Annotated in this window: 15 protein-coding genes and 1 pseudogene; 12 read left to right on the top strand and 4 right to left on the bottom strand. The window is 53.5% G+C overall.

Translation table 11 applies throughout. The annotated features are described in order from the left end of the window. Positions 1-58 precede the first annotated feature (58 nt). On the bottom strand, positions 59-775 hold the full coding sequence (locus tag AB1598_06695) for a lysophospholipid acyltransferase family protein (protein MEW6144693.1): 717 nt from the start codon (positions 773-775) through the stop codon (positions 59-61). A gap of 122 nt (positions 776-897) precedes the next feature. Continuing rightward, complete coding sequence (locus AB1598_06700; protein MEW6144694.1) at positions 898-1,791, bottom strand: diacylglycerol kinase family protein; 894 nt, start codon at positions 1,789-1,791, stop codon at positions 898-900. A gap of 159 nt (positions 1,792-1,950) precedes the next feature. Here AB1598_06700 and rpsB point away from each other — a divergent pair. The 6 genes and pseudogenes from rpsB to AB1598_06730 all read left to right on the top strand — a co-directional run bounded on the left by rpsB (position 1,951) and on the right by AB1598_06730 (position 7,475). Beyond that, positions 1,951-2,658 (top strand): annotated as a pseudogene (rpsB, locus tag AB1598_06705) (30S ribosomal protein S2). 340 nt (positions 2,659-2,998) lie between these two features. Then, positions 2,999-3,604 (top strand): translation elongation factor Ts, encoded by a 606-nt coding sequence (gene tsf, locus AB1598_06710; GenBank protein MEW6144695.1) that lies wholly within the window; start codon positions 2,999-3,001, stop codon positions 3,602-3,604. 11 nt (positions 3,605-3,615) lie between these two features. Further along, positions 3,616-4,362 carry a UMP kinase gene (pyrH, locus tag AB1598_06715; GenBank protein MEW6144696.1) on the top strand — a complete coding sequence of 249 codons (747 nt, stop codon included), beginning with the start codon at positions 3,616-3,618 and terminating at the stop codon, positions 4,360-4,362. 10 nt (positions 4,363-4,372) lie between these two features. Then, complete coding sequence (gene frr, locus AB1598_06720; GenBank protein MEW6144697.1) at positions 4,373-4,927, top strand: ribosome recycling factor; 555 nt, start codon at positions 4,373-4,375, stop codon at positions 4,925-4,927. A gap of 248 nt (positions 4,928-5,175) precedes the next feature. Then, on the top strand, positions 5,176-5,316 hold the full coding sequence (locus AB1598_06725) for a hypothetical protein (GenBank protein ID MEW6144698.1): 141 nt from the start codon (positions 5,176-5,178) through the stop codon (positions 5,314-5,316). 239 nt (positions 5,317-5,555) lie between these two features. Then, positions 5,556-7,475 (top strand): PAS domain S-box protein, encoded by a 1,920-nt coding sequence (locus AB1598_06730; GenBank protein MEW6144699.1) that lies wholly within the window; start codon positions 5,556-5,558, stop codon positions 7,473-7,475. 49 nt (positions 7,476-7,524) lie between these two features. Here AB1598_06730 and serS read toward each other — a convergent pair whose 3' ends face one another. Both serS and AB1598_06740 read right to left on the bottom strand, forming a co-directional pair. Continuing rightward, positions 7,525-8,805, bottom strand: a complete 1,281-nt coding sequence (serS, locus tag AB1598_06735; protein MEW6144700.1) for a serine--tRNA ligase — start codon at positions 8,803-8,805, stop codon at positions 7,525-7,527. A 180-nt stretch (positions 8,806-8,985) separates the two neighbouring features. After that, a complete protein-coding gene (locus AB1598_06740; GenBank protein MEW6144701.1) occupies positions 8,986-9,399 on the bottom strand; it encodes an archease in 414 nt (137 codons plus the stop codon). A gap of 110 nt (positions 9,400-9,509) precedes the next feature. Here AB1598_06740 and AB1598_06745 point away from each other — a divergent pair, with 110 nt between their 5' ends. The 6 genes from AB1598_06745 to rimM all read left to right on the top strand — a co-directional run bounded on the left by AB1598_06745 (position 9,510) and on the right by rimM (position 14,247). After that, positions 9,510-10,229, top strand: a complete 720-nt coding sequence (locus AB1598_06745) for a metal-dependent hydrolase (GenBank protein ID MEW6144702.1) — start codon at positions 9,510-9,512, stop codon at positions 10,227-10,229. Positions 10,230-10,285: 56 nt separating this feature from the next. Then, on the top strand, positions 10,286-11,521 hold the full coding sequence (locus tag AB1598_06750) for a PQQ-dependent sugar dehydrogenase (GenBank protein ID MEW6144703.1): 1,236 nt from the start codon (positions 10,286-10,288) through the stop codon (positions 11,519-11,521). 248 nt (positions 11,522-11,769) lie between these two features. Then, the gene (ffh, locus tag AB1598_06755; GenBank protein ID MEW6144704.1) at positions 11,770-13,104 is read left to right on the top strand and encodes a signal recognition particle protein; all 1,335 of its coding nucleotides are present in this window, start codon (positions 11,770-11,772) and stop codon (positions 13,102-13,104) included. A gap of 59 nt (positions 13,105-13,163) precedes the next feature. Beyond that, on the top strand, positions 13,164-13,397 hold the full coding sequence (gene rpsP / locus AB1598_06760; GenBank protein ID MEW6144705.1) for a 30S ribosomal protein S16: 234 nt from the start codon (positions 13,164-13,166) through the stop codon (positions 13,395-13,397). A gap of 75 nt (positions 13,398-13,472) precedes the next feature. After that, positions 13,473-13,712 (top strand): KH domain-containing protein, encoded by a 240-nt coding sequence (locus AB1598_06765; GenBank protein MEW6144706.1) that lies wholly within the window; start codon positions 13,473-13,475, stop codon positions 13,710-13,712. Between the two features lie 19 nt (positions 13,713-13,731). Next, the gene (gene rimM / locus AB1598_06770; GenBank protein ID MEW6144707.1) at positions 13,732-14,247 is read left to right on the top strand and encodes a ribosome maturation factor RimM; all 516 of its coding nucleotides are present in this window, start codon (positions 13,732-13,734) and stop codon (positions 14,245-14,247) included. Positions 14,248-14,261: the final 14 nt, after the last annotated feature.

Raw genomic sequence — 14,261 nt, forward strand, 5'->3', positions numbered from 1 at the left:
ATAGACGAGAATACGCATATGACAATCTTTCGAGGCCGTGAGAAAGCCGGAACAATTTTCACGCATGCTTCTCCTCGCTCTCGAGAACTTCCTCCATTTGCGATCTCACGATGCGCATAAGCTCCTCCCTTCCCTCGCTTCCTGGAGGGAGATTCGCGACGTCTACGGGAGGGAGGATCCTTATCTTCATAGTGCCAGGCCTCAGCACCTTCGAGTCCTTGGGCATGATATCGAGACCGCCCGTGATAACCATCGGCACTACCGGGACTCCCGCGAGCATCGCGATGAAGAACCCCCCCTTCTGGAACGGGAGCAGCTTCCCCTCCTTGCCCCTCGTTCCTTCGGGGGCGATCAGGACAGAAGGCCCTTCTTTTATTCTGCCTGCGATCTTCTTGACTTCTCTCATATCCCTCACGGAGCCGTCCCTGGCCACGATATAATGACCGGCTATCTTGGAAACCCACCCGATGAAGGGCATATCACCCACTTCCTTTTTCATTACGGCTTTCCAGTCTATGGGAAGGGCGGCCATGTAAGCGAATATATCGAATACGCTCTGGTGGTTGAACATTATTATGGAAGGCTCCTCCGGGATGTTCTCGAGACCCCGGACGTCGAGCTTCACTCCGGCGGTAAAGAGTATCATGCGCGCCCAGGGCCTTACGGCGTATTTGACCACGGCAGGGGGCGAGATCACGGCCAGAACGACACCGTATAGCCCGAAGAACACAGTGTAAATTATAAAAGTAATCCAGCAGACAATTGTTCTTAACATAAATGCTCAAGCATTAATGCGGCACGAAGCGTCCCTCTCGAATTATATTTATTCCCGTGCCGGTATCTGTCAAGGACCGGTGGCCGCATGAAGCCGGAATGAGATTTTTCAGAGAAGTCCGCTTACGGTCCCTGAGCCGACATTATCCTTAACGCCCCGGGAACGACTTCTATCCTGTGAGCGCCGGCTTCGAGATAAAAAGGCTCTCCGTCCATGTGGGCCGGCTGCGGGCGTTCGATCGCGATCTCCATAGCAGTCCCTGTCCTCAGCATAACCTCGGCCAGACTCGAGTGCGTCCCTTCCAAGACTTTAGGAATCTTGACGAGCCTCTCAAGCGAGCTCATATCCCTTATGATATGAAAGTCGAGGAGCCCGTCGTCCATCTTCGCGAGAGGCGCGAGCCTGAACTTCCCTCCCTGGTACATCCCGTTCGAGGCACCGGTCAGGAGAAGCTTGCCCGAGTACTTCCAGTCCCCTATCGCGATCTCCGTATGGAAGCCCTCGAATGAAAAAGCCTCCTGGACCGCCCCCAGCACATAGCCGAGCTGTCCGCGGAAGCGCTTTAACTTCTTGAACCGGTGAGAGACGGCCCCGTCGAGGCCTATGCCGAGGCCGTTGATGAAATATACGTCTCCGAGCTTGCCCAGATCGACCGTCCGCTCGCGTCCTGAAAACACCGTTTCTAGTGCGCGGGCGGTCTCGAGCGGGATGCCGGCTGACTTTGGGAAATCGTTGCCGCTGCCGGACGGTATCATGCCGAAAATCACCCGAGACCCGAGGATCCCGTTCACGACCTCGTGGGACGTCCCGTCCCCGCCAACGGCGACGATATGAGAAAAGCCCCCCGTGAGGGCGTCCCTCGCGAACGATTCCGCCTCCCCGGGACCTGAAGTGAGCCTGCATTCAAACGGCGTATTTCTTCTGTCTAGGAGAGGTTTTATGGAATCGAACAGACCGGCTGTCCTGCCCTGTCCTGCAGCCGGGTTGATAATGAACAAGTATCGCGCGTCTTCCAAATTCAGGCCTTTCGAGTAAAATCTAAGAAGTATAAAACATAGCACTTTTCGATATCGTTTACAAAGCCGCCGTCATGTATACTTGAAATCGGCTACATTATATGTTAATAAAATTCGTTTTATCCAAACAAAAATAGGTATAAATCAGGAGGCATTTTAATGGCAGAGGAAATTCAGCCTACCGAACAGGTGAATGAGGTAATCAGCATGAAGCAGCTTCTCGAAGCGGGGGTCCATTTCGGCCATCAGATAAGCCACTGGAACCCGAAAATGAAGGAGTACATCTTCGGGAGCAGGAACGGCATACACATCATCGATCTCCAGCAGACAGTGGGTCTTTTCAGAAGGGCCTACAACTTCGTGAGAGACGTAGCCGCTGAAGGGGGGGAGGTTCTGTTCGTTGGGACGAAGAAGCAGGCCCAGGGCATAATCGCGGAGGAAACTTCGCGCTCGGGGATGCCTTACGTCAACACCAGATGGCTAGGGGGGACGCTTACGAACTTCAACACCATCAGGTCCCGCGTCGATTACCTGCTCGAATTGAAAAAGCTCGAAGAAGAAGGTCAGATGGAGATGCTCCCCAAGAAGGAAGCCAAGGGATTAAAGAGGGAGATCCAGAAACTGGAGCTGCTGCTGGGCGGCGTCGTGAATATGAAAAGAATCCCCCAGGCGCTCTACATAGTCGACACGAGGAAAGAGCACATCGCGGTGCATGAAGCGAGGAGGCTCGGCATACCGATCGTAGCGGTGGTGGACACGAATTCGGACCCGGCGGACGCCGATTTCGTAATCCCGAGCAACGACGACGCAATAAGGGCGATCAAGCTCTTCACGTCCAGGATCGCGGACGCCTGCGTCGAAGGAAGGCACGCGTACGAGCAGAAGCTCCAGGCGGGAGAAGTCGTGAGGAAGCCCGTGGAGGAGCAGGTCGTCGTCGAAAGAAAGGTATTCGTGTTCAAGGAATTCGGGGAAGAAGCGGAGAAAGCGGAAACAACTTCCGTTGCGGTATCCGAGAGCGCCCAGCCGGGCGAGCCTCAGCATACCGAATCGAGAGACAAGCAGCCCTCAAGACCCAAGGGGCCTTCCAAAAGCTCGGACGACGAGGAAGACACATACTCCTACAGTCATACCGAAAAATCCGAATAAATCAGGGCTCTATCCCAGAGACAGCGTTCAGGGAAGAAATCAAGGAGGTATCTAACAGGAAATGGCAGATATTACGGCACAAATGGTAAAGGAAATAAGGGACAGGACCGGCGCGCCATTTATCGACTGCAAAAAGGCGCTTGAGGAGGTCTCGGGAGACTTCGATAAAGCCATCGAGATACTGAAAATAAAGGGAGTGGCGAAAGCGGCGAAAAAAGTCGGCAGGGAGACCCCGGAAGGGACTATCACCTCATACATACACGCAGGCGGCAAGATCGGCGTGCTCGTGGAGATCAACTGCGAGACAGACTTCGTCGCGAGGAACGACGAGTTCCAGGCGTTCGCGAAAGAGGTCGCAATGCAGATAGCAGCCGGCAACCCGAAATACGTAAGCCGAGAGTACATTCCCGAAGACGAGCTCGCGAAAGAAAAGGAGATACTGAAGGCCCAGGTAATCGAGTCGGGGAAGCCCGCCAATATAGCGGACAAGATCGCCGAAGGTAAAATCGAGAAGTTTTACGAGGAAGTCTGCCTGCTCGACCAGGTCTACATCAGAGACAGCAAGCTGAAGATCAATGACCTGCTGCAGGCGCTCATCGCGAAAATCGGCGAGAACATAAAGGTCAGAAGGTTCGTAAGGTTCCAGCTAGGCGAATCCCTTGATTAACGATAGAGAAAATGAATTCTCCGAAAACAAAATCCGAACCCAAATACCGCCGGATTCTGCTGAAGCTGAGCGGTGAGGCCCTTCAGGGACCCGAAGGGTACGGAATCAGCTCGAAGTCGCTCGATGCTATCTCGGACGAGATAGTAGAAGTTCACGGCCTCGGCGTAGAGATCGCCATCGTCATCGGGGGCGGGAATATATTCAGGGGCGTATCCGGAGCGGAAACCGGCATAGACAGGTCGACCGGAGACTATATGGGGATGCTGGCCACGGTCATAAACGCACTCGCGCTGCAGGACCTGCTCGAAAAGAGACAATTGAATACAAGGGTGCAGTCGGCGCTCGAGATAAGGCAGGTGGCGGAGCCCTATATACGAAGGAGGGCCATCAGGCACCTCGAGAAAGGAAGGGTAGTCATATTCGCCGCGGGCACCGGGAACCCCTTCTTCACGACCGACACGGCAGCGACGCTGAGGGCGCTGGAGATAGGAGCAGACCTCATTCTGAAAGCGACCAAGGTCGACGGGGTCTACGACAAGGACCCGCTCAAGCACAAGGACGCTGTCAAGTTCAAAGAGCTCAGCTATATGGACGTTATTCAGAAAGAGCTCAAGATCATGGATGCGACAGCCATGTCGCTGTGCATGCAGGGCAATATACCCATTCTCGTTTTCAATCTGTTCGAGCGGGGCAACATAAAGAAAGCCGTGATGGGTATGGATATCGGCACGAAAGTCAGGAGCGAGAAAAATGAGTGAAGAGATCGGTATCGGGGAGATCATCAGAGAAACCGAAGACAGGATGAACAAGTCTTTACACGTATTCGATTCGGAGCTCTCCAAAATAAGGACCGGAAGGGCCTCGACATCGCTGGTCGAGCACATATCGGTTGATTATTACGGCACGCAGACGCCGATAAACCAGCTGGCCACCATATCTACGCCCGAAGCCAGGACTATTCTTATCCAGCCCTGGGATATCAACGCAATCTCCGGCATCGAAAAAGCTATAATGAAATCCGAGCTCGGCGTGAACCCGGCAAACGACGGGAAGGTGATAAGGATTGCCATACCCGTGCTGACCGAGGAGCGGAGGAAGGACCTCGTAAAGCATGTACACAAGCTCGCCGAGGAATACAGGGTCGCGGTGAGGCAGATCAGAAAAGATATGAATAACAAGCTCAAGGAAGCCGAAAAGGAAAAACACGTGCCGGAAGACGCGCAGAAAAAAAATCTCAATAAGATACAAGAGATTACAGACAAATCCATCCAGAAAATCAACGAGCGGCTCGAGAAGAAGGAAAAGGAAATCCTCGAGGTCTAGAGATTCCGCAGAAGCCGTTTTACCTCCTCTCTCAGCTTTATGACCCCGTCCGGGGGTTTCCGACCCGGCCGCGATTGTAGGTTTCCGGGAATTACTCTATAATTAAAGCAAAGAAAAAAGGATACGGAGAAGCGGGGAAGGCAATGAGAGATTCACTATCCAGTGTTTTTTCTTATCTGTTCATGGCGTCTGTTTTCGTTTCCGTTATCTCACTATTCGCAGTTTTGATCATCTTTATGCGGTCATTCATGAAAGATATAGGCGGCATGGAGAAACAGGCCGGATATGCGTTCTTATACGTCTTTATCATATGCGCTGTCGCCGCTCCGGTCTTTCATTACTTGTCGAACAGGCTGGAAAAGCATTCGAGGGGTATGGATGAAATTTGAGGACGACGAGGTCCGTCAAGGCAGGTGTGATTATCAGTAACAGGTATAATTAGCTGCCCCGGATTCAGCATGCGAGCGGCGATAACGGATAGCGCGCATCAGGGGCCGGTTTAAGGCATCAACCTCAAAAGTCTTGGATGATGGGTTCATGATAAATTGCGGGGGATACATACGAGCTGCCGTATCCGGATTCATTTCCGTCCGGGGGCGGGGGTCTGCACTGTCCGTGAGGTCATGCGATGGATAAAAAACACACGCAGAGCATAATCGCGGGGTTGAGCGAGAAATCGTTTTCCGATCTCGAGCGTATCCTGAGCAGCCGTGAAATTCAGGCGGAGAGGGCCCGGAACGCGGAGGATTTCCTCGGGCACCTGAGAGAGAAGACATACGATGCGGCCGTCCTCGACACAACGTATATCGAATGCTCGATCCCCGAAATAATAACGCGCGTAAAATCGATTTCTCAGAATACTGAAATAATAATGATCACCGAGCCGGGACTCGACGGCGGGCCGGCTTCGTCGAACCCGCTCGACAGCCTCGTGTACGGATATCTGGAAACACCCGCGAACATCAAATACGTCGCGACACTCGCCTTGAAAGCCCTCGAAAAACAGAAGCTCGTGAGATCATCGGCGGCGCAGAAAAAATCCGGGCAGAAAAGCGTCATAGAGACCGCGAAAAGCGGCGACGAGTCCGCACAGAACCTCCTCCTTTCCACTTCGGTCAACAGTCTTAACTCCGCCGTTACGATCACCGACATGAACCGCAGCGTCATCTACATCAACAACGCCCACACGAGGACGTTTGGGTACAAGCCCGGGGAGCTAATAGGGAAGAAGAGCGATATCCTGTACCCGCTCGACGACCCCTCCGGCGTGAGCAGCAAGATTTACGAGGCCCTGGTCATGGTCGGCTGGGAGGGTGAAAGGCTCGCGCTCAGAAAGAACGGGGACGCGTTCCCCGTTTACGAAAAGACTTCCGCAATAAAGGACAAGGACGGTCACCAGATAGGCATCGTGTCGGTGACAGACGACATTACGGCGAGAAAAAGGCTCCAGCAGGCGCTCAAAGAATCGGAGGAGCGCTACAGGAGCTTCGTGGAGACAGCCAAGAGCGCAATTATCGCGGTCGACGGAGAGGGAAAGATAATCCTCTTCAATCCAGCCGCGGAGAAAATATTCGGATATCCCAAAGAGGAGATTGTTAACAAGGACTTCAGGCGTCTCTTCCCGGAGCGGTACAAGGATGTAATACGGGCCGATCTCGGCAAGGGCGGAAGCGGCGGGTTCACGAACCTCAAACAATCCACGTCCGAGATTACGGGCCTAAATAAAAGCGGCGATGAGTTTCCGGCCGAGATCTCTCTGTCGGCGTGCAGGGTCGAAGGGAGACCGATCCTGACTGCGATCATATTCGATATTACGGAGAGGAAAAATTTACAGGAGCAGTTACTCCAGTCAGCGAAGCTCGCTGCGCTCGGCGAGCTGATATCGGGCGTGACCCACGAGGTGAACAACCCGCTTGCGGTCGTGATCGGATACTCCGAAATGCTCCTCTCGGAGCCCGACCTCGGCAGCGAATCGAGGGAAGCCATCAAAGCCGTACACGCCGAGGCGGAAAGGGCCAAGAAAGTGATACAGAATATGCTTTCCTTCGCCCGGAAGCACAATCCCGAAAAAGAGGTCATACAGGTAAACGACGTTCTGGAGAAGACGCTCGGCCTTACGGACTATGAACTTAGAAAACACGCCGTGACGGTGGTAAAGGACCTCGACCCGGACCTCCCCGAAACGGTCGGCGACCCGAACCAGCTTCAGCAGGTGTTCCTCAACCTTATAATTAATTCACAGCAGGCCATGTCGGAGGTAAACGATGCGAGACAGCTCACGATAAGGAGCAGGCTCAAGGAAAACGAGGGCGCCGGGAACGGCACGAGGAACGTCATAGAGATCGCATTCGAGGACAACGGCCCCGGAATATCGGCCGCGAGCATCAATAAGATCTTCGACCCTTTCTATACGACAAAACCGAAGGGCAAAGGCACGGGCCTCGGGCTCTCGGTGTCTTTCGGCATAATTAAAGAGCACGGCGGGGAAATCTTCGTCAGGCCGAACGAGGGGAAAGGGGTCACGTTCTTCGTCGAGCTGCCGGCCTGACCGTTATTCCCGGATCTCTTACAAAATATCTATTTTATAAACCAGACTTTTAGGGAGTAATTCTCTCGACGCCGCCCATGTATGGTATGAGCTCTCTCGGTATCGTCACGGAGCCGTCCTCATCCTGGAAATTCTCGAGTATGGCGATGACCGTCCTTCCGACCGCAAGGCCTGAGCCGTTTAAGGTATGTACGAGTCTCGGTTTGCCCCCTCCCGCCTGACGGTACCTGATGGACGCCCTCCTCGCCTGAAAGTCCTCGAAGTTGCTGCATGAGGAAATCTCCCTGTACGTGTTCTCGCTCGGCACCCATACCTCGATGTCGTAAGTCTTCGCAGAAGAGAACCCCGTGTCCCCCGTGCAGAGCACGACCACGCGGTAAGGCAGCCCGAGGAGCTCGAGTATGCGGCACGCGTTCGCTGTGAGAGACTCGAGCTCGTCGTATGAGCTCCCGGGTTCAGCGAACTTCACGAGCTCGACCTTGTTGAACTGGTGCTGCCTGATTATGCCCCTTACGTCCTTTCCGTATGAGCCCGCCTCGCTCCTGAAGCACGGAGTATAGGCGACGTATTTTACAGGCAGCAGGTCCCCGTCCAGTATCTCGTCCCTGTGTATGTTGGTCACGGGGACTTCGGCGGTAGGCACGAGGTAATAATCCGTACCTTCGACCTTGAAGAGGTCGGCTGCGAACTTGGGGAGGTTCCCGGTGCCGATGAAGCTGTCGCTGTTCGCCATGAAAGGCGGGAGCACTTCTTTATATCCGTGCTCCTTCGTATGTATATCGAGCATGAAATTTATTAGAGCCCTTTCGAGCCTCGCCCCCAGGCCCTTATAAAGCGCGAACCGGGCGCCCGTGATCTTTGCCGCCCTGTCGAGGTCGATTATATCGAGAACCTTGCCGATCTCCACATGGTCCCTGGGCTCAAAGCCGAATACCCTGGGTTCCCCCCACCTTCTCACTTCCCTGTTATCGGACGAGTCCCTGCCTACAGGCACCGATTCGTGGGGCAAGTTAGGTACGCCTAGGAGGAAGTCCCTGAGACCGTTATCCGCCTTCGTCCTCTCGGCTCCGAGCTCCTTTATCCTGTCCGAGAGCGCTTTGAGCTCCGCCTGGAGCTTGTTCGCCGCACCCTGATCCCCCTCACGCTTCAGCTCCGCCACCCTCTTCGAGCCCACGTTCCTTTGATGCTCGAGCTCCTCTACTTTTTTTATTACATTCCGCCGTTCCTGATCGAGAGCCCCGAATCTCGCGGAATCGAAATCGAAGCCGCGGTCTTTCAGCCTGGCCGCTACTTTTTCGAGATTTTCTTCTACGTATTTGGAATCGATCATTATCACTATGTCCTTCAGCTTTGTATTTATTATTAAACCCGCCCTTCCGATAAAACCTCAGTCACACCGGGCAAGGCAACTTATTCTCACCGCACTCTTATGCGGGAAGCCCCTCTTATCTCCATCTCTTCGTTATCAAGGCCGGAACATAACTACTTGCGATTCCGCGGGAATTTCATGCTAAATATCGAATATTATTTCGGCCATAAATCTATCATTCACTCTTTGTATTTTCAAATTGTGATAGGTGGCCGCTTTGATGTCGAGCTGGAGCTCGTGCCTTCCGGGGTCGATCTTCTCTCCCTTGAGCTTCGCTTTCAGCCTGTAACCGTCCGCAAGCTTAATATCCGCTTCGCAGAAAACCATCTTCCGGACCTTGTGGAGATAAAGTATCTCGCTCAGCATTTTTATAAGAAGCTCCTCCCCGGTCTCCGCCTCCGCCTCAAACACCGCCTCCTCGGCGGGTCTTACCGACTCCGGCACAGTAATGAGAGACATGAGGGCGAGAGCGGCATTCTTTAATAGTTCCGCCATATCCCCTCCGGAGACCCGGACCCCGATATCGGCCGTATGCTCGAAAACTTCAAAGCTCATTCTCAACTATTCTATCACGGTTTAACGACCCTGATTAACCCTGTTTGCCATCGGAACCCGGTTGCGGTTACTATTATCTGGAGACATCATAAGGAGGTCGGAGGAAAAACATGGCAAAGCTCAACAAAGGCTTCGAACTTACGTACATGGGTCACTCGACATTCACGCTTAAGACCCCTGGGGGGAAGTCGATACTCATGGACCCGTGGGTGGCGAACAACCCCGCCTGCCCGGAGGGGCTCAAGAAAGTGACTAAACTCGACATCATGGCCGTAACGCATGCCCATTTCGATCATATAGGCGACGGGGCCGCAATAGGAAGGGAGCTTCAGCCGAAGGTAGTGGGAATATACGAGACCTGCGCGTGGCTCAATTCCAAGGGCGTGGAAAGAATAATGCCCATGAACAAAGGCGGCACCCAGGAAGTCGACGGTATCAAATTCACGATGGTTCACGCAGACCACAGCTGCGGCATTCAGGACGAGGACGGCTCCATAATCTACGGCGGCGAAGCTGTCGGATACATAATAGAGCTCGAAAACGGGTTCAGGATATATAACGCGGGTGACACGGCCGTGTTCGGCGACATGAAGCTGATCGCGGAGATATACAAGCCGGACCTGGCGATGCTCCCCATAGGGGATCTTTTCACGATGTCTCCGGTCGAAGCCTCCTATGCGTGCAGGTTCTTATCCGCCAAATACGTCGTGCCGATGCACCACGGGACGTTCCCGGCGCTTACAGGCACGCCCGCCATGCTTAAAGAGCTCACTAAAGACATAAAGGGTATGGAGATCATCGCCCCGAAGCCGGGAGAGACGGTAAGTTAGGTTATTTTCGGGTTATTGCTTCTTAAACTTGTCGGATGGATTGATGGGGAGGGGTTATGCGCAGATTACATCGAATTATTCTCCTGGGTTTTTTCATTCCGGTGCTCATCGCATCGTGCGATTCGGCGGGCACGGGAGACGATGACGGGGGAGGAGGAGGCGGTGGCGGCGGCAGGGACGCGACGTTCGTTCTCGCAGATGCGTTCCCGGGCGTGACGTTCGAGAGCCCCGTCGATCTCCAGAACGCGGGCGACGGGACAGGACGGCTGTTCGTCGTCGAGCAGAGGGGGGTCATAATGGCTGTTACTCCGCTGTCAGCAGCATCTGCTGCCGAATTTCCCGAGGAGAACGGCACGAGGCAGGAAGAGGTCAATGTCTTCCTCGACATACGGAACAGGGTCTTGTTCGACGAAGGGGAAAGGGGTCTCCTGGGTCTGGCCTTCCACCCCGACTTTGAAAGCAACGGATTCTTCTACGTAAACTACAACGCAGACAGCCCGAACAGGACCGTAATATCCCGATTCAGCGTGAGGGAGGACGATCCCGGAAGCGCCGATCCCGACAGCGAGCTGATAATACTCGAATTCAATCAGCCTTCCGCAAACCATAAGGGGGGGCAGCTCGCTTTCGGGCCTGAGGACGGGTTTCTCTACATAGCTGTCGGGGACGGCGGCGCCGGGGGGGAGCCGGCGCAGGACCTGACCAGCCTTCTGGGCTCCATTCTCCGTATAGACGTCGACAACCCCAGTGACGGAAAGAATTACGGCATACCGCCCGGAAACCCGTTCGCGGGAAACGGCTCCGGGTTTAGGGAAGAGATTTTCGCCTATGGTTTCCGCAATCCCTGGAGGTTCGGTTTCGACGAATCGAACGGCAGGCTCTTTGTAGGGGACGTGGGACAGGACAGCCGCGAGGAAATCGACGTGGTCGAGAACGGAAAGAATTACGGTTGGGATATTATGGAAGGGAGTCTCTGTTTCAACCCCCCGTTGGGCTGCGATACGTCCGGGCTCGAGCTTCCGATCCACGAATACGGAAGGGACGAGGGCGGCACGATAATAGGGGGGCCGGTTTACAGGGGCGGCATACCCGAGCTCTTCGGGAAGCTGATATACGGCGACTTCCTCTCGGGCACAATCTGGGCCCTCGTATATAACGGCACGAGCGTAACCGAGAACAGGGAGATAGTCGATACCGATGATTTCACGCTATCCGCATTCGGGCGCGACGAGGAGGGGGAGATATACGCCTGCTCACTCGACGGGATAATTTACAGGCTCGTCAAGGAATGAGTCCGGGCCCGAAGGGCGGTCACCGAATTAATTAATAATTATCCTTCAGACCTGATTTACAGCCTGCGCCTTTCCGCTCCATGCGCCGTAGCCCGTTGTCAAATTGTCCGATACACCAAATATTCAAGTAACTAGGTAAGTTACGAAGACGATAAATTGACAAGGACTCCTAAATATGCTATTAATAATGGCTTCCCCTTTTTAACAGCGGAATTGCGTCTTCCGAAAGGTCAAGTTTGTGAAAGGTCATGTTTGAAGGAATATCTGAAAAATTAAATTCCACTCTTAAGCGGGTAAGGGGCTACGGGAAGCTGAGCGAGAGTAATGTTCAGGACGCTCTCCGGGAGGTGCGTCTCAGCCTCCTCGAAGCCGATGTGAATTTCAAGGTGGTAAGGGAATTCGTCGAGTCCGTCAAGAGCCGCTCCTTGGGCCAGGAAGTGATGGGGAGCCTTTCGCCGGGCCAGCAGTTCGTAAAGATCGTGCACGAGGAGCTTATAAAAGTTCTCGGCGATGAGAGCTCGGAGCTCGATCTCAAGTCATCGCCCCCCGTCGCGATAATGCTCGTGGGGCTTCAGGGGTCGGGAAAAACCACCTCCGCTTCGAAGCTCGCCAAGTACCTCAAGGAAACGCTGAAAAGGAACCCCTATCTCGTACCCGCAGACGTTTACAGGCCTGCGGCCATAGACCAGCTGAAGGTGCTCGCAAAGCAGGTAGGAGCGGGCATATACGATACGAAACCGGGCGAGGAGCCTTTGGAAATTTGCAAAAACGCACTGGGGGAAGCCAAGCTCGGAGGCTACGATACATTAATAATCGACACGGCGGGCAGGCTCCACATCGACGAAGAGCTCATGGATGAGCTCAAGACAATAAAACAAGAGCTTAACCCGCACCAGGTGCTCCTCGTCGCCGACGCGATGACGGGGCAGGATGCGGTGAACGTTTCATCGAGCTTCAACGAGGCGCTCGACATCGACGGCGTCGTGCTCACGAAGATGGACGGTGACGCCAGGGGCGGCGCCGCGCTCTCGATAAAGTCGGTAACCGGAAAGCCCATCAAGTTCTTCGGCACGGGCGAGAAGCTGGAAGCGCTCGAGGTATTCCATCCGGACAGGATAGCGTCGCGCATACTGGGGATGGGTGACGTCCTTACTCTTATAGAAAAAGCCCAGGCTGCATTCGAAGACAAGCAAGCCGAAGAAATGGCGAGAAAGCTGCTGAAAAAACAGTTTTCCCTGGCCGATTTCAGGGACGCCATGCTCGCGATGCGAAAGCTCGGCTCTCTCGACAGCATGACTCAGATGATCCCGGGCATGAAACAGATCGCGAATAACCCACGCGCACTGGACATGGCCGAAAAAGAGATAAAAAAAACGATCGCGATAGTAAACTCGATGACCGAATCGGAAAGGTCCGATCATACCCTTTTAAACAGCAGCAGGCGGAAGAGGATCGCGCTCGGGAGCGGAACCAAGGTCGAAGATATTAACCGGATGATAAAGAATTATATGCAGATGAAAAATATGATGAAGAATATGGGGAAAATGGGCAAAATTGCAAAAAGAATGATGAAATTTACGTAGCTACTTAATATTTTGAGTGAATTTTATTACAATAGAGTATATAAGGAGGTAACAGTATTTTGGTTAAGATCAGGCTTATGAGGATCGGGTCGAAGAAAAACCCTTTCTACAGGATCGTGGCGACGGATTCGCGCTCACCTCGTGATGGTAAATTCCTTGAGATACTGGGTCATTACGATCCGCGAAAGAAACCCCATCATGTAGAGATAAACACGGACAGGGTCAGAGACTGGATAAGTAAAGGGGCGAAGCCGACCGTGAGGGTAGAAAAACTAATATCTGAGCTGAACTAGATTGGAGACGGGAATGATATCGGGATAGAAATCGCTTAACGGGTATCGTCATACAACGCAGGGGAGGTGCATGTTATGGAGAAGCTTAATGAGCTTGTGGCTTTCATTGCGAAATCTCTGGTTGATAGTCCTGAAAGGGTTGAGGTTCGTGAAGTAGCCGGGGAACAGACAGCTGTTCTCGAATTGAAGGTGGCGCCTGAAGATCTCGGGAAAATTATAGGGAAACAGGGCAAGACAGCTAAAGCTATAAGGACGATCCTCGGCGCCGCCGCTGCCAAAATGAAAAAAAGGGCGGTACTGGAAATCCTGGAATAATTTTCACCCGTCAGTAGATATGGGGCTTATCTTATATGGCAAGATTACCAAAGCTCACGGTTTATCAGGGCGATTAAAGCTCTTGCCGTTCAGCCGTCAGATCGAAAGTCTCAATTCGATTGAGAGAATCTTCATAGAGACCGCCGGGGGTGAGGAGCCGGCCGGGTTCGGGCTCAAGGACTGGAGGTTCGACAAAGGCTCCGCGATCATCAGGCTCGAGGGTATAGACACGATCGATGATGCGGAGAAGCTTGCGGGGCGGAGCGTATACATCGACAGGTCGGAGCTGCCGGGGCTCGAGGAAGGCGAGTTCTACTGGTTCGAGCTCATAGGGCTCGAAACCTATACCGAAGACGGACGATATGTGGGAAGGGTCGAGAATTTGATAGACAGGGCCCTCCAGAGCGTCCTCGTCGTCAAAGACGGCCGGAAAGAAGCGCTCATACCGCTTTCTGAACCCATAATCAAGGAAATAAACCTGAAGGAATCGAAAATAATAATCTCCCCTGTAGAAGGATTACTCGCGGGGGAGTGACCGGAACACATCAC

The sequence above is a fragment of the Thermodesulfobacteriota bacterium genome (assembly GCA_040754335.1).
Taxonomy (GTDB): Bacteria; Desulfobacterota_D; UBA1144; order Nemesobacterales; family UBA2774; genus 2-12-FULL-53-21.

Bases quoted from the DNA above. Each gene is read 5' to 3' on its own strand.
- ffh (MEW6144704.1), top strand. From the start codon at position 11,770: ATGTTTGAAGGAATATCTGAAAAATTAAATTCCACTCTTAAGCGGGTA.
- AB1598_06740 (MEW6144701.1), bottom strand. From the start codon at position 9,399: ATGAGCTTTGAAGTTTTCGAGCATACGGCCGATATCGGGGTCCGGGTC.
- serS (MEW6144700.1), bottom strand. From the start codon at position 8,805: ATGATCGATTCCAAATACGTAGAAGAAAATCTCGAAAAAGTAGCGGCC.
- pyrH (MEW6144696.1), top strand. From the start codon at position 3,616: ATGAATTCTCCGAAAACAAAATCCGAACCCAAATACCGCCGGATTCTG.
- AB1598_06745 (MEW6144702.1), top strand. From the start codon at position 9,510: ATGGCAAAGCTCAACAAAGGCTTCGAACTTACGTACATGGGTCACTCG.
- AB1598_06765 (MEW6144706.1), top strand. From the start codon at position 13,473: ATGGAGAAGCTTAATGAGCTTGTGGCTTTCATTGCGAAATCTCTGGTT.
- AB1598_06725 (MEW6144698.1), top strand. From the start codon at position 5,176: ATGAAAGATATAGGCGGCATGGAGAAACAGGCCGGATATGCGTTCTTA.
- AB1598_06730 (MEW6144699.1), top strand. From the start codon at position 5,556: ATGGATAAAAAACACACGCAGAGCATAATCGCGGGGTTGAGCGAGAAA.
- tsf (MEW6144695.1), top strand. From the start codon at position 2,999: ATGGCAGATATTACGGCACAAATGGTAAAGGAAATAAGGGACAGGACC.
- AB1598_06750 (MEW6144703.1), top strand. From the start codon at position 10,286: ATGCGCAGATTACATCGAATTATTCTCCTGGGTTTTTTCATTCCGGTG.
- AB1598_06695 (MEW6144693.1), bottom strand. From the start codon at position 775: ATGTTAAGAACAATTGTCTGCTGGATTACTTTTATAATTTACACTGTG.
- rimM (MEW6144707.1), top strand. From the start codon at position 13,732: ATGGGGCTTATCTTATATGGCAAGATTACCAAAGCTCACGGTTTATCA.